At 58.9% G+C, this 23,426-nt stretch carries 17 protein-coding genes; 2 read left to right on the forward strand and 15 right to left on the reverse strand.

The genetic code is table 11. The features are described 5' to 3' along the window. Window positions 1-14: 14 nt before the first annotated feature. The 11 genes from mutS to rny form a co-directional block, all read right to left on the reverse strand. Window positions 15-2,600, reverse strand: a complete 2,586-nt coding sequence (gene mutS / locus J4G14_04975; GenBank protein MCE2457148.1) for a DNA mismatch repair protein MutS — start codon at window positions 2,598-2,600, stop codon at window positions 15-17. Window positions 2,601-2,728: 128 nt separating this feature from the next. Then, window positions 2,729-3,478 carry a ferredoxin--NADP reductase gene (locus J4G14_04980; protein MCE2457149.1) on the reverse strand — a complete coding sequence of 250 codons (750 nt, stop codon included), beginning with the start codon at window positions 3,476-3,478 and terminating at the stop codon, window positions 2,729-2,731. A gap of 87 nt (window positions 3,479-3,565) precedes the next feature. Then, complete coding sequence (locus tag J4G14_04985; protein MCE2457150.1) at window positions 3,566-6,364, reverse strand: molybdopterin-dependent oxidoreductase; 2,799 nt, start codon at window positions 6,362-6,364, stop codon at window positions 3,566-3,568. Next, window positions 6,357-8,105 (reverse strand): SLBB domain-containing protein, encoded by a 1,749-nt coding sequence (locus J4G14_04990; GenBank protein MCE2457151.1) that lies wholly within the window; start codon window positions 8,103-8,105, stop codon window positions 6,357-6,359. Before J4G14_04990 ends, J4G14_04985 begins: the two co-directional genes overlap by 8 nt. A gap of 31 nt (window positions 8,106-8,136) precedes the next feature. After that, entirely contained in the window at window positions 8,137-8,613 is a 477-nt protein-coding gene (locus J4G14_04995; GenBank protein ID MCE2457152.1) for an NAD(P)H-dependent oxidoreductase subunit E, read from the reverse strand. An 86-nt stretch (window positions 8,614-8,699) separates the two neighbouring features. Further along, window positions 8,700-10,490 carry an aspartate--tRNA ligase gene (gene aspS, locus J4G14_05000; GenBank protein ID MCE2457153.1) on the reverse strand — a complete coding sequence of 597 codons (1,791 nt, stop codon included), beginning with the start codon at window positions 10,488-10,490 and terminating at the stop codon, window positions 8,700-8,702. Between the two features lie 201 nt (window positions 10,491-10,691). After that, window positions 10,692-11,135 carry an Lrp/AsnC family transcriptional regulator gene (locus tag J4G14_05005; GenBank protein MCE2457154.1) on the reverse strand — a complete coding sequence of 148 codons (444 nt, stop codon included), beginning with the start codon at window positions 11,133-11,135 and terminating at the stop codon, window positions 10,692-10,694. A gap of 198 nt (window positions 11,136-11,333) precedes the next feature. Next, a complete protein-coding gene (locus J4G14_05010) occupies window positions 11,334-11,816 on the reverse strand; it encodes a hypothetical protein (GenBank protein MCE2457155.1) in 483 nt (160 codons plus the stop codon). An 11-nt stretch (window positions 11,817-11,827) separates the two neighbouring features. After that, complete coding sequence (locus tag J4G14_05015) at window positions 11,828-12,493, reverse strand: glycerol-3-phosphate acyltransferase (protein ID MCE2457156.1); 666 nt, start codon at window positions 12,491-12,493, stop codon at window positions 11,828-11,830. Window positions 12,494-12,503: 10 nt separating this feature from the next. Continuing rightward, complete coding sequence (locus tag J4G14_05020; protein MCE2457157.1) at window positions 12,504-13,385, reverse strand: PHP domain-containing protein; 882 nt, start codon at window positions 13,383-13,385, stop codon at window positions 12,504-12,506. 136 nt (window positions 13,386-13,521) lie between these two features. Further along, window positions 13,522-15,048: a ribonuclease Y gene (rny, locus tag J4G14_05025; protein ID MCE2457158.1), complete on the reverse strand. Its 1,527-nt coding sequence runs from the start codon at window positions 15,046-15,048 to the stop codon at window positions 13,522-13,524. A 359-nt stretch (window positions 15,049-15,407) separates the two neighbouring features. Between rny and J4G14_05030 the strand changes: the two genes are divergently transcribed. Then, window positions 15,408-16,940, forward strand: a complete 1,533-nt coding sequence (locus tag J4G14_05030; protein ID MCE2457159.1) for a hypothetical protein — start codon at window positions 15,408-15,410, stop codon at window positions 16,938-16,940. Here the strand turns inward: J4G14_05030 and ffh are convergent, their stop codons facing one another. Further along, window positions 16,941-18,275 (reverse strand): signal recognition particle protein, encoded by a 1,335-nt coding sequence (gene ffh / locus J4G14_05035; GenBank protein ID MCE2457160.1) that lies wholly within the window; start codon window positions 18,273-18,275, stop codon window positions 16,941-16,943. A gap of 33 nt (window positions 18,276-18,308) precedes the next feature. After that, window positions 18,309-19,307, reverse strand: a complete 999-nt coding sequence (gene hrcA / locus J4G14_05040; GenBank protein MCE2457161.1) for a heat-inducible transcription repressor HrcA — start codon at window positions 19,305-19,307, stop codon at window positions 18,309-18,311. A gap of 167 nt (window positions 19,308-19,474) precedes the next feature. Here hrcA and J4G14_05045 point away from each other — a divergent pair, with 167 nt between their 5' ends. Then, window positions 19,475-20,122, forward strand: coding sequence for an MBL fold metallo-hydrolase (locus J4G14_05045; protein ID MCE2457162.1), 648 nt, complete (start codon window positions 19,475-19,477; stop codon window positions 20,120-20,122). Window positions 20,123-20,225: 103 nt separating this feature from the next. On the opposite strand, the gene J4G14_05050 is transcribed toward J4G14_05045, so the two are convergent. Both J4G14_05050 and J4G14_05055 read right to left on the reverse strand, forming a co-directional pair. Beyond that, the gene (locus J4G14_05050; GenBank protein ID MCE2457163.1) at window positions 20,226-21,944 is read right to left on the reverse strand and encodes a hypothetical protein; all 1,719 of its coding nucleotides are present in this window, start codon (window positions 21,942-21,944) and stop codon (window positions 20,226-20,228) included. Between the two features lie 93 nt (window positions 21,945-22,037). Continuing rightward, window positions 22,038-23,426: hypothetical protein (locus tag J4G14_05055; GenBank protein MCE2457164.1), on the reverse strand; the 1,389-nt coding region annotated here is incomplete at its 5' end.

Raw genomic sequence — 23,426 nt, forward strand, 5'->3', positions numbered from 1 at the left:
TGATGATGACGGCTTTAGCCCGGCCCGGCCTCCCTGTCGCGCTCCTGGAGCTCGTAGAGCTTGTTGATCGCCTCGATGGGAGTGATGGACGACACGTCGATCTCACGCAGCACATCCAGGGCAGGGGACGACATCGGTATAAGTGACAACTGTGCCGGATGATTCCCGCCCGCGTTTCTCCGGGCGTCGCGGGCACTGTCGCTGTCCTGCGACTCGAGGTCGCTCAGGACCGTCCACGCCCGGTTGACCACGGCGTTGGGCATTCCGGCGAGTTGCGCTACGTGAATGCCGTAGCTGCGGTCTGCGCCTCCCGGGACTATTCGCCTCAGGAATACTATTCGGCCCTGATCCTCGGACACAGCCACGTTGAAGTTGCACGCTCTCGGCAGGTTGTCGGCCAACTGGGTCAGCTCATGGTAGTGAGTCGCGAATAAGGTCTTGCATCCCAGTCGCGGGTGGCTGTGGATGTACTCTGCGACCGCTCTGGCGATAGCCAGTCCATCGAACGTGCTGGTACCGCGTCCAATCTCGTCGAGGATAATCAGCGACCTGTTGGTGGCGTGGTTCAGAATCGACGCCGTCTCCACCATTTCGACCATGAACGTGGACTGTCCCAGCGCGAGGTCGTCCTGGAGCCCTACACGGCTGAAGATCCGGTCTACGAGTCCTATCGACGCTGATTCCGCAGGCACGAAGCTGCCGATCTGTGCCATCAGCACCAGCACGGCCACCTGCCTGATGTACGTCGACTTCCCGGCCATGTTTGGCCCCGTGATGATGGCGAGTTGGCTCTCAGTGCAGTTCAAATCGGTGTCGTTGGGCACGAAGTCACCTGCGTCGAGCACCCTCTCAACCACCGGGTGGCGACCCTGCCGGATGACAAGGGCGTCAGACTCGCTCAGTTCTGGCATAACGTAGTCGTGCCTGGAAGCGACATCGGCGAGGGAGCAGAACACGTCGATCAGTGCGATGGCCTCTGCGGTCTCGGCAATCGGACCAGTGTGCTCCGCGACTTGCGCGCACACGCTGCGGAACAGCTCAGTCTCCAGTTCGGAGAGGCGGTCCTGAGCGTTGAGGACCCGCGATTCGTACTCCTTCATCTCTGGCGTAATGAACCGCTCGCCTCCTACGAGCGTCTGGCGTCGGACGTAGTCGTCGGGCACCGCGCTGAGATTGGCGTTGGTGACCTCTATGTAGTACCCGAAGACCCTGTTGTACCCGACCTTCAGGGACTTGACGCCTGTGCGCTCACGTTCCCGTGATTCCAGGTTCGCGATGTACTGCTGGGCGTTGAGGGCCGTTTCGCGGGTCGTATCCATGTCGGACGAGAATCCGGGACGGATAACCCTGCCGTCTCCAGGCGACACCGGCGGGTCGTCGGCAATAGCCGAGCGGATTAGCGTTACCACCTCGGAGGTGTCCCTGATTCCATCTGAGACGAATTTGACGGCCTCTGCGTCGTCGTCCTCGGTCAGGATTCCCTTCAGGTGCGGAGCGGCCTCGAGGCTCTCTGCGAGGGAAACCAGGTCCCTCGGTGTGGCGCCGAATGCGCGTACACGGTTCAGAAGGCGCTGGATGTCGGAGACAGTGTCCAGCAACGCTATGACCCGCTCTCTTCGCAAGCCGCTCCTGTGGAACCAGACGACCGCCCCCTGACGTCTTTGCAGCTCTTCGAGGTCCAGGAGCGGGTGACCAATCCACGATCTCAGGGTACGTCCGCCCATTGAGGTCCTGGTGCGGTCGAGGACCGCGAGAAGTGATGCTGAAGTATCGCCCCATCGTCCGCCTTCGAACAGCTCGAGATTGCGTCGCGTCTGCGGGTCGAGCACCATGTGACGCTCGGTAGAGTAGGTGCGCAGGGTGGTCAATTGCGCGGTTGTCGGCCCCTGGGTGGTGGTCAGGTAGTCGATAATCGCGCCGGCAGCCCGCACTGCCAGCGGCAGCCTGTCGCAGCCGAACGCCTCCAGGCTGCTGACCTTGAAGTGTCGCTGTAGCGACTCTGTGGCCCAGTCGAGGTCGAAAGGTTCCGGCCCAATCGGGGCCACAGTCGTGTCCCCTCCTACACTGGCTGGAAGAGTCTCGTCGATTACCAGTAGTTCCGCTGGTTCGAGCCTGACAAGCTCCACGTCCAGTTCGGCCGCTGGCGTCTGGGTGGTCGCGAACTCACCAGTCGTGATGTCGGCGTACGCTATGCCTGCAAAGTCGTCGTCCAGGATCGCCGCGGCCAGGTAGTTGTTGGACTTGCCGTCCAGCAGCGACTCTTCGACGATCGTACCGGGTGTAACTACGCGTACGACCGCCCTGTCCACCAGGCCGCGCGACTTGGCGGGGTCGGAAGTCTGTTCACAGATGGCGACCTTGTAGCCTTGCCTGATGAGTCTGGCGAGGTACGACTCCAGCGCGTGATACGGAATACCCGCCAGTGGAACCTTGGTGTCGGCGCCGAACTCCCTCGACGTCAGCGCGATCTCGAGCTCGCGCGAAATTACGCGGGCGTCGTCGTCAAAGGTCTCATAGAAGTCGCCCATCCTGAATAGCAGGATGGCGTCCTGATGCTCGCTCTTGATGCGCAGGTACTGCCTGCGTGCCGGGGTGGTCATGTTCTGCGTATCTCGGCTCCATTTTACGCCTCGCGGTCGCGGGGCTGAAAGCTGTATACGCTACATGAACGGTCAAGAGAGAGCCGAGTTAAACCCTCAGAGAGTGACCAGAGCCGAGCGACGTGGACCTAGTCGTCCTTCCAGAAACGCTCTTCTTCGACCTGGTAGCCCTTGGGGATCATCCGGTCTTTGACGTCTTCGATCATCCCGGGGTGTCCGCAGGCGTACACGATCGTGTCCTCGGGAGCCAGTCCGGCGCGTTCGGCGTAGGCTTCAACGATGTTGTTTACCCTGCCAGCCTCGCCCTTCCAGTTAGCGTTCGGCTCTTCATCGGGACGGCTGACCGTCGGCACGAATGTGATGAGATCAGGGTGTTCTTCCGCTAGTCGCTGAAGCTCCTCGTCGTAGGCAAACTCGTTCGCGTAGCTCGCTCCCATCAGAAGGTGGAAGTGGTGCCCCGACATGCCATCGTGCAGGTACTGCCGAATAATGCTCACGTAGGGGACTACGCCGGTCACTGTGGCCACAAAAAGCTGGTTCGGGAGGCTGGGGTCCAGGACGAATATTCCCTTGGCACGAGGTCGAATCGTGACCGTCCTTCCAACTTCCAGGTCGTACAGAAGGGGTGTCAGGTTACCGTCCGGAGGAGGAACAAGCTCGACGAATAGCTCGAGGTCATCTTCATAGGGTGCTGACACGATCGAGTACGCTCGCTCGATGCCGTCGACGCCTATCGTGCAGTACTGGCCGGGCTTGAACTGGAAGCCTTCCGGCTTCTCGATCCACACCTTCCAGAGGTCGTGGGTTATGTCTTCCCGAGAGGTGATCGTTGTAGTGGCTAGCTTGGGCCGCTGAGGTCTCCTGCGGGTGGTCGTCAAATTGTTTCTCCCTGAATGAGGCTGATGCCGCCTGTGAACTCACCGGTTGAGTCGGTGTTCACCTGCGACCAACGTTTTATCTTGAGTTTAGTCAGCTGCGGCCTGGACGGCCAGATGGGCCACCCGGACCGGGATCAATGGCAGTGTTGGTGCGCTTAGCATCGGGTCGGGTTCTTCGCTCGCTGCAAGGTCGGTAGCAAGGTCGCCGAACAGAGTGGTAATCGAAACGAGTCCGCGCTGCGGTCCGGTGAGGTCAGCGATTCCTGCTGCTCGACCGCGAGCCGATACGGCCTCTACCCACTCGCCGGCCTTGACTCCGAGGTCGGCGGCGTCTTCTGGATGAATCTCAATCGTCTCGTCACGGCGAATCGCGTTCCTGCCGTTGATCTGGACGATCTCCAGATCCTCCTCCGGCTGGTGCAGGACGCGCCCATGCGCCAGCAGAAGCGGATACTCTGCGTCGTCGTGCTCTTCGGCCACATCCAGAGTCATGGCTACCAGTTTCGGCTTGTTGGACTCTAGAGTGTCTTCATACAGTATGGGCGTGTCTGCCATGTCTGCTGCCAGGCAGGGCCACTGGAGGCCTCCGCTCTCGAGTCTGCCGTAGGTGATACCGCCGTAGATGCTGACGAGATTGTTCAGTTCGTCGAAAATCTGCTCTTCCTGGGTGTAGTCGAAGTCGGCGCAGTTCATACGCCTGGCGATCTGCGCGAGGATGCGCCAGTCTGCATCGCCGTCTCCCTTGGGTCCCAGCGCTGGTCTCAGCAGCTGCACCCGGCGTTCGAGGTTGGTGTACGTCCCCAAACGCTCAGCGAAAGTAAGGGAAGGGAGCACGACGTCGGCGTGCTCTGTAATGTGCGTATTGAAGGTGGCGTGGGCAACCACGAACTCTGCCCCGTCCAGGGCTTTCGCAAAGTCCGAAAGATCGCCGTTGAAGTATGTAGGGCTGTCGCCAACTACGTGTACAGCTTTGATGATGCCTGTTTCCACGGCTTCTGGGACTTCACGCACCCCAACTCCAGGAGTCTCAGGGACACTGGAAGACCACGCTCGGGCGAACCTCTGGCGCTGCCTCTCGTTTTCGATTGGCTGCTGTCCAGGGAGAAGGTTCGGAGCGCAGCCCACATCCTGGGCTCCCTGGTCGTTCGCACCGGTCCTCAGGGGATAAAGCCCGGAGGACTCCCTACCTATATTGCCCGTCACGAGCGCAAGGTTGACGAGGGCCCTGGAGCAGTTTTCTCTCATCCCCCTGGGAAGCGTCTCCAGACCGTAGAGGATTGCACCGGGCTTCTCCTCTGCAAACACGACCGCAGCCGACCGGATGTCGTCCTGCGGTACGCCTGTCAGACGCTCGACACGCGTAAGGTCGAACTCCTGCATGATCGAGTTCCTGAACGTCTGAACATCATCGACATATTCTGATAGGAATTCATGGTCGTCGAGCGACTGGTCCCATATGGCCCTGATCATTCCGCCGATCAGTGCTGTCTCGCTGCCGGGCCTGGGTCGCAGCCATACCTTGGCGTGGCGCGCCAGCTCGGTCTCGCGCTGGTCTATAACGACAAGCGTCGCGTCCCCGTTGACCACGGCCTTCTTGATGGGAATGGCCAGTACGTTCTGCTCTTCCGTCATATTTGATGATACGACCAGGAAGCGCTTCGAGGATTCCAACTCCCATATTGGGTTTGTTGCCGCGCCGTATCCAAGCTGATCGACGAGGGGCTTGAGCATACCTGGGCGGGTGTTGGAGGCCATGTCGACACTGTTTGTGCCCATGACCGATCGCGCAAACTTCTGAGCGATGTAGGCGTCCTCGTTGGTCGCGCGGGGCGAGACTACGAGGGCGTATTGACCGTCTCTGTACTCCCCGAGCTTTTCCGCAACGAGATCGAGGGCTTCGGGCCACGTGGCCTCCTGGAGCTCTCCGTCTCTGCGGATAAGTGGAGTCCTGATCCGGTCCCGTCGATTCACGAACTCGAGTCCGAACTTGCCCTTGAAGCAGCCCTGTCCATGGTTGGCCGCTGCGTGGCGGTCGGGTATGGCGCGGATCATTCGGTCGCGCTTGTTGATCTCCAGGGTCATCTCGCAGCCAACGGGGCAGTGTGGACATATGGTGTTGACTGTCTCGACAGCCTTGTCCCACTTGTAGTCGCGCTCGACAAGCGCGCCGGTGGGGCAGACATCGATGCACGCGCCGCAGAACTCGCAGCCCGACTCGAGCAGGCTCGTGCCCTGGGACGTGCCTATCAGGCTTCTGCCTGAGCGCATCTGAAGTGTCAGGGCAGAGTCTCCCCGCACCTCGTCGCAAACGCGCACACAACGCGCGCAGACGATGCACAGGTTCATGTCCATGTCCCAGTACGGGTCTTTGGTTTCGAGCGGCAGGTGGCGATTGTTGTAGGTTAGAGGAGTATCCATCTCCATTTCGAGGAAACGCACCGTGTCCTTGAGCTCACAGCGCTCGTTCTTGGGGCAGGTGACGCAACGGTCGTTGACGGAGACGTGGCGGAGACAGATATCTGCCGGTCCGCAAAGCTCGATTCTGTGACAGGTCAGGCATCCGTGTGGGTGCTCTGACAGCAGAAGCTCCATGATGCCTTTTCTGAGGCCCTGAAGCTCGCCGCTGTTCGTTGTAACCTTCATTCCGGGGGATATAGGCGTTGTGCATGACGCTGGGGAGCCCGGCAGCGCGCGGTAGCTCCCATCGGGCCCTGGAGCCTCGGCTGTCACCACGCACATGCGGCACGCCCCGAAAGGCTTCATGCCCGGGTAGTAACACAGGTACGGAATGTACATTCCCGCGTCCATTGCTGCCTGGATGATCATCTGACCAGGCTTGGCGGGAACCTCTTGACCGTCGATAGTGATCGTTATGTCGTCAGCCATTCTGCGCTCCGGGTACGAAGTCGAGGGCGTAAGGTCTGGTGTTCTTCGGGGCTATGTGCGGTCCGAGACAGCTTCCGGTCGGACACCTGCGCTCTTCGATGTGCGCGATGAAATCCGACTCGAAGTGCGTCAGCGCCGACCGGATGGGGCCGAATCCGAGCTGCCCGTGTCCGCAGAGGGAGCTTGCTTCCATTGTAGTGCCAACCGACCGCATTAGCTCCAGGTCTCCGGGACGGCTCTTACAGCGCGCAATCCTCTCGGTGATTTCAAGAAGGTGCTCCATGCCCAATCGGCACGGGAAGCACTTGCCGCACGACTCGAACTGGCAGAAAGCCACGAGTATGCGGGTGAGATCGACGGCGCACACGTCCTCGTCTCCGACGATGATTCCGCCGGAGCCAAGAATGGCTCCCGCCTCGCGCATCTCGTCGAAATCCAGGTGTACCGACATGCTGTCTGAGCTGAGCACACCGCCGAGCGGCCCACCGGTCTGGAGCAGCTTGAGCTGCTTGCCGTCCGGCACGCCTCCTCCGATCTCGTTGATGACCTCACCTAGAGTCAGTCCCATCGGGACCTCGTAAAGGCCCGGGTACTCGACGTTTCCGGTCAGGCAGATTATCGCCGTGCCAGTGCTGCGGTTGACGCCTATGGAACTGAACCACTCCGCGCCGCGCGAGATGATCTCGGGCGCATAGGAGTATGTCTTTACGTTGTTGATGGTCGAAGGGTGTCCCCATACGCCGAATGCGGCAGGGAAGGGTGGACGAAAGCGCGGCTGGGCGCGTTTGCCTTCAACGGCCTCCATGAGCGCCGTCTCTTCGCCGGCGACGTAGGACTCGCCCGTCAGCGCCACCTCGATGTCGAAGCTGAAATCGGTGCCAAAGATGTTCTTCCCCAGGATGCCTGCTTCGTATGCCTGCTTGATTGCCTCTTCGGTGCGGTCGATTGGACCATCGTGCCCGTGGCGAATGAACACTATCCCGTTGGTGGCACGCGTGGCGTAACCACCGATCATCAAGCCTTCCAGCAGCGTGTGAGGGTCGCTCTCGAGTATGCCCTTGTCGTTGTATGCGCCTGGGTCGCCCTCTTCACAGTTGCAGAGCATGTACTTGGGCGGTCCGGGGGACCTCACCATGAAGCTCCACTTGATACCCGTCGGGAACGCGGCTCCCCCGCGCCCTCTGAGTCCAGAGTCTGTCATCTCCTTGATGACGTCGTCAGGCTCCATCTGGGTTAACGCCTTGTGGATGCCCGCGTAGCCGCCGTTGGCGATGTACTGGTATATGTCGCTGGGAGCGGTGTGGCCTCCGTTTCGCAGAGCGATTCTCTGCTGTCGGCCCATTCCGGGCAGTTCCTGGAGGTCCTGCACTCCCTGGATGGGCTCTTCGCCCAGATATCCGAGCGCCTTATCGGACGGCACCGTTCCCTGCACCAGGTAAGAATCAACGATGTCGCCGACATCGTCAGGAGTGACGTTACCGAAGAAGAGTCGGGATTGTGAGCCGGGTCGCAGGATGTCGACTAGCGGCTCTGCGTAGCACAGGCCAAGGCAGCCGACTTCATCTATTTTGGCCGTGATCCCATGGCGCTCCATTTCGACCTTCAGCGCGTCGATGACGTCGTACGCTCCGGCCGAGTGGCCGCACATGGCTGTACCAACCCTGATCCAGGCGTCTGGACCGTTGGTCAGTGTCTGCCAACGTTCGTCGGCGGTCTGCTTGATTTCTTCGTAAGTGGTCATAGTGAACGCTTCTCGCGGCGGATGCGATTAGCTAGGTGTTTTGAAGTTCCTGCACTCGGGTGGATGCTGAATCGGCAGTTATTCGTCCGATCAGGTGGTGGTCCACGCTCATGACTGGTGCGACGGAGCAGGCACCTAGGCACGTGTTGAACTTGAATGAGATGTTGCCGTCTTCAGTCTCGCCCTCGTCGTCCAGTCCCAGCTGATCCATAACGCGCTTGAGAATGTGGGACGCCCCCTTGAGGTGGCAGGTGGGACCCCAGCAGATCTCCACATTGTGCGCACCGGGAGGTGTGAACCTGAAGTTGGTGTAGAAAGAAGCGACTCCCCAGACTTCGTTGATGGTCGTCTCGTTCAGTACGGCCACCTCTTCGATGGCCTCATCCGGGATGTAGCCGAGCTCGTCCTGGACAGCGAGTAGCGATGAAAGAACGGTTACCGTGGGCCGACGCTGATTATTGATCGCGTGTCGCAGCCGGGTGCTGTCCTCTGAGCTGAGTGGAGGCAAATCCGTCCCCTCGTCGGTTAGCGAAAACTATCACAATGATAACATACATCGCGCGCGGCTAGTGACCATCGCGCCGCGCTGAGAGCCTACTCGACCAGCACCTTCAGCTTGAGTTCATCGAGCTGTCCCTGGTCGACTTCGCCCGGTGCTCCAAAGAGCGGATCGATCCCATTTTGGGTCTTCGGGAAAGCTATCACGTCCCTGATGTTGTCGGTCTGGAGGAGCACCATGAGCAGCCTGTCTATTCCGGGCGCTATGCCTCCGTGTGGAGGCGCGCCGTACTCGAACGCGGTCAGAAGCTGGCCGAAGCGCTCTGCGACATCGTCAGTCGTGTACCCGAGAACCTCGAACACCTTCTCCTGGAGCTCCCGCGTGTGAATCCTGATGCTCCCGCTGGCAAGCTCGTGTCCGTTCGCGACGAGATCATACAGGCGTCCGATCACCCGACTCGGATCTGTCTCGATGTACTTCTCGGTGCCATACTTTGGCATGGAGAACGCGTGGTGCATTGCGTCCCATCTCTCTTCGTTCTCGTTCCACTCGAACAGCGGAAAGTCGGTAACGAATGCGAATGCGATCAGGTCTGGGTCGGTCAGTTCCAGTCGGCGTCCCATCTCGTGCCGAAGGCTGCTCAGCGCCTGGTTGGTGGTCTTTTCAGGGCCAGCTACTATCAGCACCATATCGCCGACGTTCGCGCCGGTATTCCTGGCAATCTCCTTGATCTGGTCGAGCGACAGGAACCGGGCGGCAGCAGACCTCACCTGGTCTACGGTCAGATCGTCGACAGAGCCCTCGCCGTTAAGTGCAATGGTGACAAGGCCTCTCGCACCCCACGCCTTGACGAAGTCGATCAGCTCGTCCGTCTGGCGTCTTGAGTACGAAGCACAACCCGGCGCGCTAAACCCCTTGACTATGCCGCCGCTCTCCACGGCAGACGTGAAGACGCGGAAGTCTGTGGACGCTGCGATGTCGGAGAGGTCAGCCATCTTCATTTCGAAGCGCAGGTCTGGTTTGTCTGTGCCGTAAGACGCCATCGACTCTGCATATGTCAGCCTTGGGAATGGCCTGAGCAGGCGCTTTTCAGGCATGACCGTGTCGATCAGGGCGGTGTAGAGCTCTTCTATCAACCCGAGGACGTCGTCTTCCTCGACGAAGCTCATTTCGAGATCGAGCTGCGTGTGCTCCGGCTGGCGGTCGGCCCGCGGGTCTTCATCCCTGAAACACCTGGCAATCTGGAAGTACTTCTCGACTCCCGCCGCCATCAGCAGCTGCTTGAGCTGCTGGGGTGACTGTGGAAGCGCGTAGAAGCTGCCCGGATACAGCCGGCTGGGGACGAGATAGTCGCGCGCGCCTTCCGGTGTGCTCTTGATGAGTATGGGCGTCTCAACCTCGAGGAAGCCTCTCTGGTCCAGGAAGTCTCGAATGAATTTGACCACCTTGTGCCTGAGCACCAGCATGTCCCTCATGCCCGGTCGACGGAGGTCGAGGTACCTGTATTGCATGCGCAACAACTCATCTACATCAGACTCTTCGTTGATGTAGAAGGGTGGTGTAAGGGCCTCATTGAGTACGGAGGCATCAGAGGCGACGAGTTCTATCGCACCAGTCGCTATGCCGGGGTTTTCGGTGCCTTCCGGTCGCGGTGCGACCTCGCCTGAGACCTGCACAACCCACTCGTTACGAAAGCTCTCTGCGATCCGGTGGGCGTCTGGAGCTATTTCAGGATTGAATACGACCTGCGTCAGACCGTCGCGGTCCCTGATGTCGATGAAGATCAGCGAACCGTGGTCCCGGCGGCGGTGCACCCATCCGGCCAGGGTAGCTGACTGGCCGGCGTGCTCGGCCCTTAAACTTCCGCAACTTATCGACTTGAGCAAGGCGACACCTCGGAGGGGTGAATGTGGGACAGGTTGCAGACGCCGTGTCCGCGAACGGAAATGATGATAGCCGGGTTGAGTGTGGGGTGTAAACCTGGATGAGTGAAACCCGAACTATCGGCGTCAAGAGTAGAGGTCCGGCAATTTGAGATTGGCCGAGCCCCCGGGTCAGTGTGTTGTCACTAGGCTGATGAAGGGGTGTTAGCTGGTGAACTGGCCGAGGCTGTCTTTGCCCACTGACAGGAGCATGTAGCTCTCGATCCGGTGTATGCCGGTGATCGATCCAAGATCGGTCAGGAGGAACTCGCCAAGCTTGTCGGGGCTGTCGACGCTTATACAAAGCATCAGATCGTAGCTCCCCGTCGTACAAGCTGCGAACGTTACCTCTTCCCTGCTACAGATCTCTTCCAGCACGGCGTCCACCTGGGAGGGTTCGACTGTCACGCCAACCATGCATTGAGATAGCCGTCCCAGTCCCTTGGGATCTGAGATGACCTTGATCTGCACTACTTCCTCGTCCACCATCCTCTTGAGACGGCGTCTCACGGTACCTTCACTGACGCCTACGTGACGGGCGATCTGAGCGTTCGACGCTCGTCCGTCGGTGCTCAGTATCTCAACTATCGCCACGTCGATTCTGTCCATTGCCTTCGCCTCGGTTTTGGTGACTGTCTAATTCCAATATAGCCATTCTAAGGCCTTGTGAAAAGTGTCTCAAGCCTACATTTGGGCCATGATACTCATATTTTCCACGAAACGCAGGCTCAATGTGTGGACGAGGTTCGCTTTCAGCATCTTTATTTGTGTGTGGCGTTATACACGTGGGCGAGTTGACACATATGTCTAAAACTTATTAATCGATAAGTAGAAACCTATTCCACCCGCTAGCAAGTTCACCATGTTGAACGTCATTCCGCCTGTGAGATACGTGATAAGCGAGTACCCGATGAACATGGACAATCCGGCGGCGAGCTTTAGACGCATTCCCCGCTTTCGGTTCGTCGAAAGGCTGATCGTCTCCCCAACCAGGTACCCCAGGGCTACTATGAGCGCCGCCAGCAGGTAGGGGAAAACAAAGAACATCACCACGACGGAGACGATAACTCCTCCGACTATTCCCACTACCAGGCCGGCCCCGATCCCCCTCGCTAGGAACATCGGTGACACGTCGAACGTCGGCGTTGGTCGGGATCGGCCGCAGTCGAGGCAGCGAACGCCGACAGGTGCGTGGACCATGCACCGTGGACAGATCGCGTCCCCGCACCGGCCACAGGCTATGCTCGTCTCTACGCCGGAGTGACGCTTGCAGAATGTCGTCTGTGACATACTTAACGACCTCAGTCTGGGCGGCGTTCCGTCCACTCGACCCTCTTCGGCACGTCACGGTCCCACACAAGTCGGTACAAGAGGACCTTTGGCAGAGGGTATTCGGATGAAGGACGCTCCCAATTTGCAGTCAGTCTCTTCAAGAACATCATAAGGCAGATTAGGACAATCGTCAGAATTACCTCTGGTTCTCTCCTGAACATGAGCCCGGCGAAGGGAAGCACCAGTAGCGCGACGAACGTCCAGAACCCAGTGTCGTGGGTTAGCAACCTGCCTACCGTAAATACGGCCACTCCCAGGATAAGGATTTCCCAGAACATGCCAAGTCCGAGCGCGGCTCCGACAGCGACGGATACTCCTCTTCCGCCGGTCAGCTTTAGGTACGCTGACCAGTTGTGCCCGAGGACCGCGGCCAGGCCGGCAGCTCCCTGCACCCACAGGTCGACTCCTACCAGCCTTCCTACGATCACCGGAAGCAAGCCCTTGGCTAAACAATCGAACGCTCCCTGGAGGATGCCCTGCCACTTCCCCACATGTTCAATTACGTTTGAGGCTCCGACGTTGCCGGAACCGTAGTCCCTGATGTCGATGCCCGCCGCGTACCTCGAAACCAGATATCCGGTTGGGATTGAACCGAATAGGTAGGCTGCAGCTATGAGGATTGCGGCCTCGACCATGTTCTATTCGTCAGACCCTGTGGACCGATCGCACTATGTCTCTGTGCGCGGCCTCGAGCCTCTCGACAGTTGCCATAGGTGGTCCCACGGTCCCTGGCTCTGGTTCGCCCGGGTTCCCGGAGCAATGGTAGTCGCTTCCGCCGCAGGGAATCAGGTCGAGCTCGTTTGCGATGCGCTCCAGGTTCGCAACCTGATCGGGAGTATAGTCCCCGTAGAATACCTCTACCCCGACGAGTCCGTGCTCCTTCAGCTGTCTTACAGTGTCGTCGAGTTCCTGCACCTCGCCTCTGCTGGACTTGATCTGAGAGTAGGTGGGGTGAGCCATCACTGGCACCGCTCCATTCTGGCGCAGCATGAGGATCGCGTCTTCGGGAGTCAACTTCATCCTCTCGACGTATGCTGGCCCTTCCCTCCCGATCAGCTCGTCGAATACCTGGTTGGGATACTCGTAGTACCCGGCCTCGACCATCGCACTCGCAATGTGCGGCCTGCCTATCGAGGCGTCGCCTGCGATCTGCTGGACGCGACTCCACTCGATCGCATAGCCCATCGAATTTAGGCGTTTGACCATTGCGCTTCCCCGGTCGAAGCGTCCCTCCCTGAATCGGGCAAGCGTCTCCTGGAATTCTTTGTCGGACGTGTTGATGAAATATCCCAGGACGTGAATTTCCGAACCAGGCACGTCGGTGCTCAATTCGATTGCGGGAATGATTCGCAGGTCGGTGAATGCATCTGCGGCGGCAAAGGCTTCGGTGAGCCCTTCAGTTGAGTCGTGATCGCTGATTGCTATGGTCTTCAGGCCTCGTCCGGCGCACAACTCCACCAGTTCGGTAGGGGTAAGTGTGCCATCAGATGCGCTGGTATGGAGATGCAGGTCGACTTCAATCGTCATGTTTAGTCTCCGAGGAGGTCGGAAGCTGGTCCGATGTCCCGTTCAAACAGACGCAGCGGCCGGAATGACCCGACCGCTGCGTTTCTTGCAGTTTGTACAGGATATCAGGTGGTGTGCTGCGAAGCGCGTTCTGATGCTACCTCGCGTACTCGACGCTTCTGCTTTCCCGAATCACCGTCACCTTGATCTGTCCTGGATAGACAAGGTTGTCTTCGACCTTCTTGACGATGTCCCTGGCCAACTTTGAAGCCATTATGTCGTCAATCGAGTCCGGCTTGACCATTACACGAACTTCGCGTCCTGCCTGTATGGCGAAGCAGCGTTCCACTCCTTCGAAGTCGCTTGCTACTTCCTCCAGGGCCTGTAGACGCTTGATGTAGTTTTCTACTGTGTCCTTGCGGGCGCCCGGACGGGCAGCGCTGATGGCATCTGCCGCGGCAACGATGAACGCCTCAGGTGAACTCATTACATCGTCGTGGTGTTCGGCGATGCACGCGCATACCCTACCGGAGACGTTGTACTTGTTCGCTATCTCGGCGCCGATCTCAGCGTGCGGTCCTTCGACCTCGTGGGTAAGTGCCTTGCCGAGGTCATGTAGGAGACCTCCGGCCTTGGCAACCTTGATGTTTGCGCCAACTTCAGAGGCGATCATTCCCGCAATATGGCAGACCTCCAGCGAGTGCTGGAGCACGTTCTCACCGTAGCTGTAGCGGAACTTCAACCGTCCCAACAGCCTGATGATCTCGGGGTTTATTCCACGGACCCCTGCGTCGAATATCGCTTCTTCTCCGGCCGACCAGATCGACTTTTCGACCTCTTTCTCAGAGCGGCTGACCATCTCCTCAATGCGGGCAGGGTGAATCCTGCCGTCCTGAATGAGCTTGGTCACGGCGATCCTGGCGACCTCTCGCCTGACGGGATCGAAGCACGACAGGGTCACTGCCTCTGGCGTGTCATCGATAATCAGGTCGACGCCTGTATTCTTTTCGATTGCTCTAATATTCCGTCCTTCACGGCCTATCAGACGACCTTTCATGTCGTCATTCGGAAGGGGAACTGATGTAACTGTCATCTCGGAGACAACATCGGCGGCCATTCGCTGTATGCTCGTGGCGAGTATTCTGGACGAGACCTCGCGTGCATCCTCCTGGGCCTGCACCTCGATGTCTCTGTAACGCCGGGCTATCTCGTGCTGTATCTCTTCCTCTGCCTCATGCATCAGCAGGTCCTTTGCCTGCGGAAGGCTCAGTTCGGAGATCTCCTCAAGTTTAGCGAGTGCTTGCTGTTTGCTCTCCTCGATCTCGTCCCATTTCTTCTGGGCTTGGCCCTCCTGCTGCGCTATCTTGCTCTCGCGCCTCTCAAGATTCTTGGCCCGCTTGTCGAGGTTTTCATCTCTCTTTCTCAGCCTGCGCTCAGACCGTTTGAGCTCAGACCTGTTTTCTCGCTGTTCGGTCTCCCATTCAGCGCGGAGTTTCAGGGCTTCTTCCTTGGCTTCTAACACCAGGGTATGGGCCTCGCTCTGCGCAGCTTCTACTATCTGGTTAGCTTCAACTTGAGCGCTGTTGATTCGTCTCGCTGAAACCAGCCGACGGCCATAAAAGCCGGCTCCAGCCCCTACCGATAGGCCTAAAAGGACGGCGAGCAGGGCAAAAATGCTTTCCATTCGCTTCACCTTCCCTTGTTTTTCCCACTCCGATAGACGGTATGGGAATGGTCTCATAGTAGGCAGGGTTAGGTGATATGTCAAGGAGAAACGATGTCATGATTCACGAAAAAACGGACCCTAATCGTGCTGCTAGGGTCCCATTCCAGGAGGTCAGGCGAGCGCAGATATGAGTCGCTCAAGCTTCAGACTCGAAGCCCTCGAGTCGGGGCATGCGCTTGAACTGCGGGCACCGGGTAACACGCGTCGTGGGCGACGATAACCTGCGTTTCTTGACACCGTGAATCCTTCGCTATGATACTCTCTGTCGAGTTACGAACCGGCAGCTAAGGGTGGAATCACCACGCATGGAGGCCTCCTTGAGAGTAGTAGTCGCTATTTTTGCGCTAGTTATATTGGCTACAGCTTGTGGCGATGAGCCGGCCCCTATTCCCACCGCTGTGCCACTGCCAACGTCCACCCCGCAACCGACACCTACTCCGCAGCCCACGCACACTCCGGCTCCAACTGCGACACCGGAGCCCACTCCTACTCCAAGACCGACAAGCACCCCAGCACCGACTCCCACGTTTGCTCCCGCACCTGTGATTCTGCCGACAGTGGAGGTCGTGGTCGAAATCCCGACTCCAGCTGCAGCGTTCCCGCCAGACCTGGACCGTAAGCTGGACGCGGTCAGCCTGCAGTCTGCAGCGATTAGGGGCCTCACGAATCGGGGGTCGTTCGAGAGACGGCTGGTATCTACTGACGAACTCAGGCAGAAGTTGGAGGACAACCTCGCAGAGAACGCTGATGATATCGAGGTAGCCGACCGGCTCTACTCGTTGCTCGGTATTATCGAGCCCGGTTCATCTCTTGAAGACGTGCTGCTGGACGTGTATTCCAACATAGTAGTCGGCCTGTTCGACACAGAAGAGAACGTGCTGTTCGTTGTTGCCGACGCAGACGAGTTTACTCTCTCGAATGAACTCACGGTCTCTCATGAAGTAACACACGCCCTTCAGCAGCAGCACTTCAACATCAGGGACATCAGAGAACCTTACGAAGGCAACTCCGACAGGGTGCGAGCGATCACAGCCCTCATTGAGGGAGATGCGTCACTCGTCGAGCTCATCTACAGGCTCCGCGTTTTCAATGACGCTCAACGCGAAAGCCACATGCAGGAAGCGCAATCGGCTGACCTGTCTGCATACAGGGCGGCACCTCCGTTTATTCAGCGAACGGTTGCATTCCCGTACTTTGAGGGGGCGAATTTCGCCATCTACCTGTTCCAGCAATATGGTGACTTTACAGCTATTGATGCAGCCTACGACGCCCTGCCAGAGTCGACCGAACAGATACTTCACCCGGAGCGTCTTGGACTGGACTCACCAATAGAGGTCACAATACCCGACCTTGTTGCCGTCCTTGGCGATGGATGGTCGGAGGTTGACCGCGACGTGATGGGAGAGCTGTTCGCTGCGGCACTTCTTGAGGGAGCGCTTGCTCCTGATGTGGCTGCAACTGCCGCTGCCGGGTGGGGAGGCGATACCTTCCTGCTGATGGAAGACCCGTCTGGAGACGAAGTGATTGCTTCGGTCAGTGTCTGGGACTCCGTGGAAGACGCAGCGGAATTCTCATCTGCTGTAATGGAGTACTTCCAGTCGCTAACCGGAGCCGAAGAGTGGACTGTGCAGGAGTCCATGTACGGTGAGGTAGCCAATCGAATCGCTGTTGAAGATGCCGTCGTAGTAGACGTCAGGTCCAAAGAGGATACAGTCTGGCTGGCCGTGGGAAACAACCCTGACTCAGTCGATGCTGTCGTTACTGCGACTCTTGAGGACACGGTCGGGGCCGACGCCGTCGGTCAAGATGAAGCGGCGACTTCTACCACCGCGACAACTACGTCGCCCTGATTAGCCTCCGAACATGCGCATCATATCCTGGCGTCCTCTGCCCGTGGACATCTGCTTCATCATGCGCTGCATCTGCTTGAACTGGTTCAGGAGCTGATTGACGTCTCGCGGTGTTGTCCCACTGCCTCTGGCTATGCGTCTGCGTCTGCTGCCGCCAATAATGTCAGGTCTGCGACGCTCGTCCGGAGTCATGGAGTAGATGATGGCTTCTACCTTCTTAAGACCATCGCTATCCAGCTGATCATCGGGGAGCTTGCCCTTCATGGAGGAGAATCCCGGGATCATCTCGAGCACCTGGCTGAGTGGTCCCATTCTCTTGAGCTGCTGTAGCTGTTCGAGGAAGTCATTCAGATCGAATCGGGCCTGTCGCAGCTTGCGGTCCAGTTCGAGGGCCTGCTGCTCGTCGATACCCTGCTCGGCTTTTTCAATGAGCGTGAGCATGTCGCCCATTCCGAGGATTCTCGATGCGAGCCTGTCAGGGTGGAACTGCTCGAGCGCGTCCATGCGCTCGCCGGTGCCCATGAACTTGATGGGAACTCCCGTGACAGTCGTGATCGAGAGGGCGCCTCCCCCTCGCGCGTCGCCATCCATCTTGGTAAGGGCGAGCCCTGTCAGGCTTATTCGCTCGTGGAATTTCTCTGCGACGTCGACGGCCTCCTGTCCGGTCATGGCGTCGAGAGTAAGCAGCGTCTCCGTTGGCTGGATGGCCTTGTGGACTGATTCGAGCTCGTCCATCAGTTCGTCATCCACCTGGAAGCGCCCGGATGTGTCTATGATGACCCACGTGGCCCCGACTTCCTGGGCACGTCTGATACCAGCCTGAGCAACGGCAATGGTGTCGGACGATCCTCGCTCCGAGTAGACCTCTACATCTGTCTGTCGGCCCAGCGTCTCCAGCTGGTCGATGGCGGCGGGTCTGCGGAGGTCGGCGGCAACTAGAACCGCGGACTGGCCACTCTGCTTCAGGTGAAGTGCGAGCTTGGCGGACAGTGTCGTCTTGCCAGCGCCGTTCAGGCCCGCCATCAAGATCACAGAGGGCTGGGACGAACCTGTTTCGAGCCTGTGGTTTCCTCCGGTGAGTATGGCCGTAAGTTCATCATTGGTGATCTTGACCACCTGCTGTCCGGGCGTCAGGCTGGTCAGCAGGTCCTCCTGGGACACACGCTCCTTGATCTTTGACACAAGCTGGCGCGCGACCCGAAAGTTGACGTCAGCCTCAAGAAGGGCCATACGGACTTCCCGAAGAGCGGAGTCAATATCTCTCTCGGTGAGGCGACCCTTCGATCCGAGGCGACCGAATACGTCGTTCAGCTTTCCAGTGAGAGCTTCAAACATTGTTAGTCATGCTCGCTAGTTGTGGCCGACAGCTTACGCGTTCTGTCCCTTTCCGTACACGGACTCCGCCATGCTGTCCATAATCGTCGAAATGAACTGGATCCCTGAGATGGCCCGGTCATACTCCATGCGGGTGGGGCCCATCAGGCCAAGTGTCCCAAGCGCGCGGCCGGGTACGCCATAGCGGCAGATCACCACGCTGAATGGGCGCAGGACATCTCCCTCGTGCTCCCTGCCGATTACGACTCGGACCACCTGCCCCATGGGAGCTTCTTCGAGAGCAGCTTCAACGAGTGAGCCGTCCTCGATACCGTGGACGATTGGACGCACCTTCTCATAGTCCACGAACTCAGGCTGGTCCAACAGGTTGCGCAGTCCGCTCACATGGTGGTCGTCATGACCTGTGGAGTCTTCTTCCTGGAGCATGTCGATAGTCGCATCAACCGCCAGGCGCTCAGGTGTCGTTAGAGACATCGCCTGCTCAGCGATCTCTGCGTGAGTCAGGCCAATCATGTGGCTGCGAAGACGCGTCGACATCGATTCGAGATTCGACCTGTCCAGGGGCGAGTCGAAACGCAGAATATGCTTCCTGAGCTTCGCCTGTTCCAACACCACGATCAGCATCGCCAGCACATCCTGAATGGGGACCAACTCAAGGTGCATGACCCGGGACTCAGAAGTCTTGGGGAAAGTGGCGATGCCTAGGTTGCCCAGTAGCTGCGAAATCAGAGTCGCGGCCACGTTGCTCCAGCGATCGACATCGTCTCGGACGTCTGCGAACCTATTGCTGATAGTCTCTCGCGCCTGTGATGGCATGCGGTCCGCCCTGTGGGAGACAAACGACTCGACGTAAAGGCGATAGGCCCTGTCCTCCGGGACGCTTCCCGCCGACGTGTGAGGCCGTGAAATGTAGCCCTGCTCTTCGAGAGCGGCGACCTCGTTGCGCACAGTTGCCGAACTCACTCCCAGGTGATGATTCCGAGCCAGGCTCTCCGAAGAGATCGGTACCGCGTCGTGAACGTAGTCGCTCACTATATGTCTCAGAATGTACTTTTGACGTTCTGTAATCATTTGCGCTTCAGTCGATGAGTGCTATCCTGTAGGGCCGCGCCGATCAGGGTCTCCTGTAAGCTGACGGTATTCTACCAGTATACTACAGGCAGAAACTGCCGACACCACAGGGGACGGAGAATGACTGAATGGAGATAACCTGGCTTGGATGGTCTTCGATGAGACTGGTAAGCAGCGACGTAGTGTTGCTCACCGATCCGTTCCCGGACATCGTAGTCCCATCGGAAGTCCACATAGTAGCCGTATCGAACGGTGATCCGCAGCACTCGGCCTACGAGGCGGTCGGTGGCCGGCCTAACCTCATCGACGGCCCGGGGATGTATGAGGTGCTGGGATACAACATCAGCGGCATAGGCACTGCGCTCAGTGACGACGAGGACGGCCGCAGGATAAACACGGTTTACGTGATCAGGTCTGACGGCGTATCGATCTGCTACCTTGGCTCCCTGGCCGTCAAGTTGGGGGCAAGGCAGCTCGACTCCCTGGGTGCCGTAGACGTACTCATCGCGTCTGTCGGGAAGCAGGGAGACGTTGATCCCACGGAGATTTCCAGGCTGGTCAACGTGCTGGGTCCCAGGATTGTGATACCGGTCGGCGAGGACGAGGCAGGGCAGGGGAGTGGTGAGGACGAAGAGCCGCCCCTTGACGCGCTGCTTCGACAGATGAACGTCGAGCGTCCGGACCCCCAGCTCCGCCTGAGCGTAACCCAGAACAATCTCCCCAGGGAGACAAGGGTCGTTCTTCTACAGCTGCCGGCATCCAGGCGTAGGAGATAGCAACCTGGCTGGGCGCCATAACGGTCGCCCGAGGTAGAGTTAAAAGCAGAGGGACCGCTCCACATGGAGCGGTCCCTTTCTATTAGGCATCCAGACTACTGGTCTAGCGCCTTCTTCTAACTGTCCGTATGCCGGCGATGAGACCGAGCGGTGCAATCAGCAGAAGCATGTTGGCAGCTGCAGTTCCGAGCGATACCGGGCCAACCGATCCGCATCCGCCGCCGGAATCTTCTGCCTCATCTGTCGGCTCCTGCTGACCTGGAGGCGGTGGCGCAGGCGGTGTCGGTGCCTGGGCCTGCGGAGCCGCGGTTGCGGTTGGCGGAGCCGCAGTTGGCACCGGCGTCGGCGGAACTGGTGTCGCAGTCAGAGTGGGCTGCGGAGTTGGAGTTGCTACCGCCTCAGCCTGCATGGAGATCGACCAGCGGCCGTCCGCGGTTACGAACAGGCCGTGTATTCCAGGCTCAGCTCCCTGCGCTGCACCTGCCCTGACACCCAGACGCTTGGTCCCTCTAAATGATCCGGTTTCGTTGGCCAGGGTATCTACCAGGGTGCCGTCCGACTCTACGAGATCGACCACGAAGTTGCTTGTGCCATCGTGGACCAGCGTGAAGTCGACGCGACCTGCCTGGAGCTCTATTGGGCCTGCAACGTCATCGCCCGAGCCTCGTAGAGAGATCGGGGCGCGATCTCCGGAAGTCCAGACAGGCTGGCTTATCGCGATCTCCCACACGCCGGAAGCCGCGACACTAATAGAGTGAGACCCAGGAGCAGGTCCGCTCACAGAGTCCTCGTTTACTCCTGCCCCAACTACACCTGAGTATCTTCCGGAGGAATCTACAAGCAGCTGTTCGGAGCGGCCGCGCGAGTTCAACAAGTCGATGGAGAACTCACCAGTGCCGTCGTGCCGGATGTCGAATACCGCTACGCCCTCACCCAAATTGAAGTCGGCCGTCTGCGCGTCACCCGCGCCTCGAATGGTTGTCGTGTCGCCGACAGTGGTAATCGATGTCGTAGGCGTCTCAGTCGGCGTCGGAGCAAGGTCCGGCGTGGGTGACGGAGTCGGTGTTGAGAAGTCAGCCGTGAAGACGATGTCGAACTGCCTGCGCAACCCGCCGCTCTCAAACGGAATAGTAGTCCGAGCAGGCTGACCATTGATGTAGAAACCCACATCCTGTCCGATGAAGCTGTTGTCCTTGGGATCGACAATCAGACCCCCGTACTGACCGTCCGTGGTCAGGATGGCCGACGGCGCTGACTCGTAAGAGTCACCAATGCGCGCGGTGAGGACCGCCTCCGGCGGCAAAACTCCACCGGTCACGATCACCAGCCCTGCGGCAAAGGTCATAGGCTCAGCCACGGTGGGGGTCGGTGTGGAAACAGGAGTGGGAGGAATGGGTGTCGGCGTCGGCGTGTCTGTAGGAATAGGCGACGGTGTCGGCGTGGGGTCTGGAAGCTTGGCAAAGTTAAGATGGAAGTCAGGTTTGATTACCGGAATACCACTGGGCCGATAGGTATCAGTCTCAATGGACGGAACTCCATCGAGGAAGAACCTAACTGTCTCGTTGTTGAATACGCTGTCCAGAGGATTGACGGTGAGACTGGCGTAGCTGCCATTTGATACTTCAACAGGCTCACTCCGATATGTACCTACTTCTGCATATATTGAGAAGCCGTCTGGGACCGGAAGACTGTTGACAGATGCAGTCCCATAGTAGATGTATGGCCCGGACGGAAGACCCTGGGCACTGAGGCTACCGGTCGAAATTACCCCTGCGACGATGGCCAGCGCAACGACCGCAACCGCCGCGACAAGTTTTCTCATGATGCCAACTTCCATTCTGAATCGAAAAGGCCTCCCTCCCCGAATCGAGGAGGGAGGCCTGCTTGTTCGCAAGTCCTACTTACGAGGGACTGGCTACGGGACTATGACTCCGGCGTCAGTTGCGTAGATCCAGTAGCCCTTGCCGATTTCTACGTCTGCCTCAGCAACGCTCAACCAGGAGTTGGTGATCGTGTTGAAGGTGTAGATGCCGGTTACCGAGCCTTCGGACAGGCCGCTGAAGTAGTTGTAGCCTTCAGCGTCACTGAGTTCGAAGTCGCCGTCCACGTCGAGGATCGGAATCAGGTTCCAGCCCTGTGCGATAGCGATGGTCGGCAGTATCTGTGCACCAACCGCCTGCTTGGGAATGTCGACATCCACCCCTTCGAAGGAAGGTGTCTGTACCCAGTAGGCGCGGCCTGCAGTGATGTTGGACAGCGTTCCGGTGAAGCTGCCGTCGGCACCACGCAGTGCAGTCAGCCAGCCGCCTGGGACGGACGGGTCATAGGTAAGAACCGTCGTCGCCGGGTGGTCAGCCGGGATTACCGTGTTGATGTCAGAGTCCATCGGCTCGCCTGGGATGGATACGAGGTTCCAGCCCGGGTTGAGCTTCAGGGTGTAAGGATCGCGCTCGGTGATGGTGATCGTTGCCTCGAAGGCCGACGAATTCTTGTTGCCTGCCTCGTCCATGGCGACGACCTCAAGGTCGTGGTCGCCGAGATCCAGGCCGGTGGCGCGGAACAGGAAGACGTTTCCGTCATCGTTTGACTGCAGGCTGTCGGTGATATCCTCGCCGCCGAGCGACGCAGATACGATGGTCACCATGCCGTGGGTGTCCAGGTCGTCGCCGCCGCCTTTGCTGGCGTCGTACTCTGAACCCTCTCCTGAGAAGTCGATCCTGATGAACGCGTTCGGGTCGTCGATGCTGAACTCGTCCTGAACACCGTCCTTGTCGGGGTCAACGTCGGGAGGGGAGATATTGGTGTCCCGCTCGAAGAGGACTGCACTGGTGTCGCTATCCACGTCCACAGGTGCGCTACCGTCACCCTTGGAGCCCATGTTGCCGCCAGCATTGTCGTGTGCGGCTACGTGAACGGTGTAGAGACCGTCTTCTGCTGCGTCAATGGTGACTTCGTACTCTGTCGCCGACTTGAAGACCGGCGTGGCCCTCTTTTCGGCGCCGAGCGTCTGATCGTCGTCTACAGAATTGACCATGAAGTAGGTGACGGACGGTGCGCTGATGTTCTCGTCAGACGTGATCGAAAGTGTGACCTTGTCCTTCGTTACCGCGCGGTCGCCTTCCATGACGGAGACGGTGAGGGACGGGGCAACGCGGTCATCGGCCTCGTTGTCTGAGCCAGTCCCCTTCCTGTTTCCTGCGACGTCTGTGACTTCACCGACCAGCTCAACCTTAGGCTGGGCATCGGGGTCCATCTCTGAGACTGTCAGGAATACGTAGCCTCTGCCCTCGCCGACATCTTGCAC

Source organism: Dehalococcoidia bacterium, from assembly GCA_021295915.1.
Classification (GTDB): Bacteria; Chloroflexota; Dehalococcoidia; order Lucifugimonadales; family UBA1123; genus VXRN01.

What these genes read in the sequence shown, in the direction of transcription:
- mutS (MCE2457148.1), bottom strand. Translation starts at nt 2,600, where the DNA reads ATGACCACCCCGGCACGCAGGCAGTACCTGCGCATCAAGAGCGAGCAT.
- J4G14_04985 (MCE2457150.1), bottom strand. Translation starts at nt 6,364, where the DNA reads ATGGCTGACGACATAACGATCACTATCGACGGTCAAGAGGTTCCCGCC.
- J4G14_04990 (MCE2457151.1), bottom strand. Translation starts at nt 8,105, where the DNA reads ATGACCACTTACGAAGAAATCAAGCAGACCGCCGACGAACGTTGGCAG.
- J4G14_05005 (MCE2457154.1), bottom strand. Translation starts at nt 11,135, where the DNA reads ATGGACAGAATCGACGTGGCGATAGTTGAGATACTGAGCACCGACGGA.
- J4G14_05010 (MCE2457155.1), bottom strand. Translation starts at nt 11,816, where the DNA reads ATGTCACAGACGACATTCTGCAAGCGTCACTCCGGCGTAGAGACGAGC.
- J4G14_05015 (MCE2457156.1), bottom strand. Translation starts at nt 12,493, where the DNA reads ATGGTCGAGGCCGCAATCCTCATAGCTGCAGCCTACCTATTCGGTTCA.
- J4G14_05020 (MCE2457157.1), bottom strand. Translation starts at nt 13,385, where the DNA reads ATGACGATTGAAGTCGACCTGCATCTCCATACCAGCGCATCTGATGGC.
- rny (MCE2457158.1), bottom strand. Translation starts at nt 15,048, where the DNA reads ATGGAAAGCATTTTTGCCCTGCTCGCCGTCCTTTTAGGCCTATCGGTA.
- ffh (MCE2457160.1), bottom strand. Translation starts at nt 18,275, where the DNA reads ATGTTTGAAGCTCTCACTGGAAAGCTGAACGACGTATTCGGTCGCCTC.
- J4G14_05045 (MCE2457162.1), top strand. Translation starts at nt 19,475, where the DNA reads ATGGAGATAACCTGGCTTGGATGGTCTTCGATGAGACTGGTAAGCAGC.
- J4G14_05050 (MCE2457163.1), bottom strand. Translation starts at nt 21,944, where the DNA reads ATGAGAAAACTTGTCGCGGCGGTTGCGGTCGTTGCGCTGGCCATCGTC.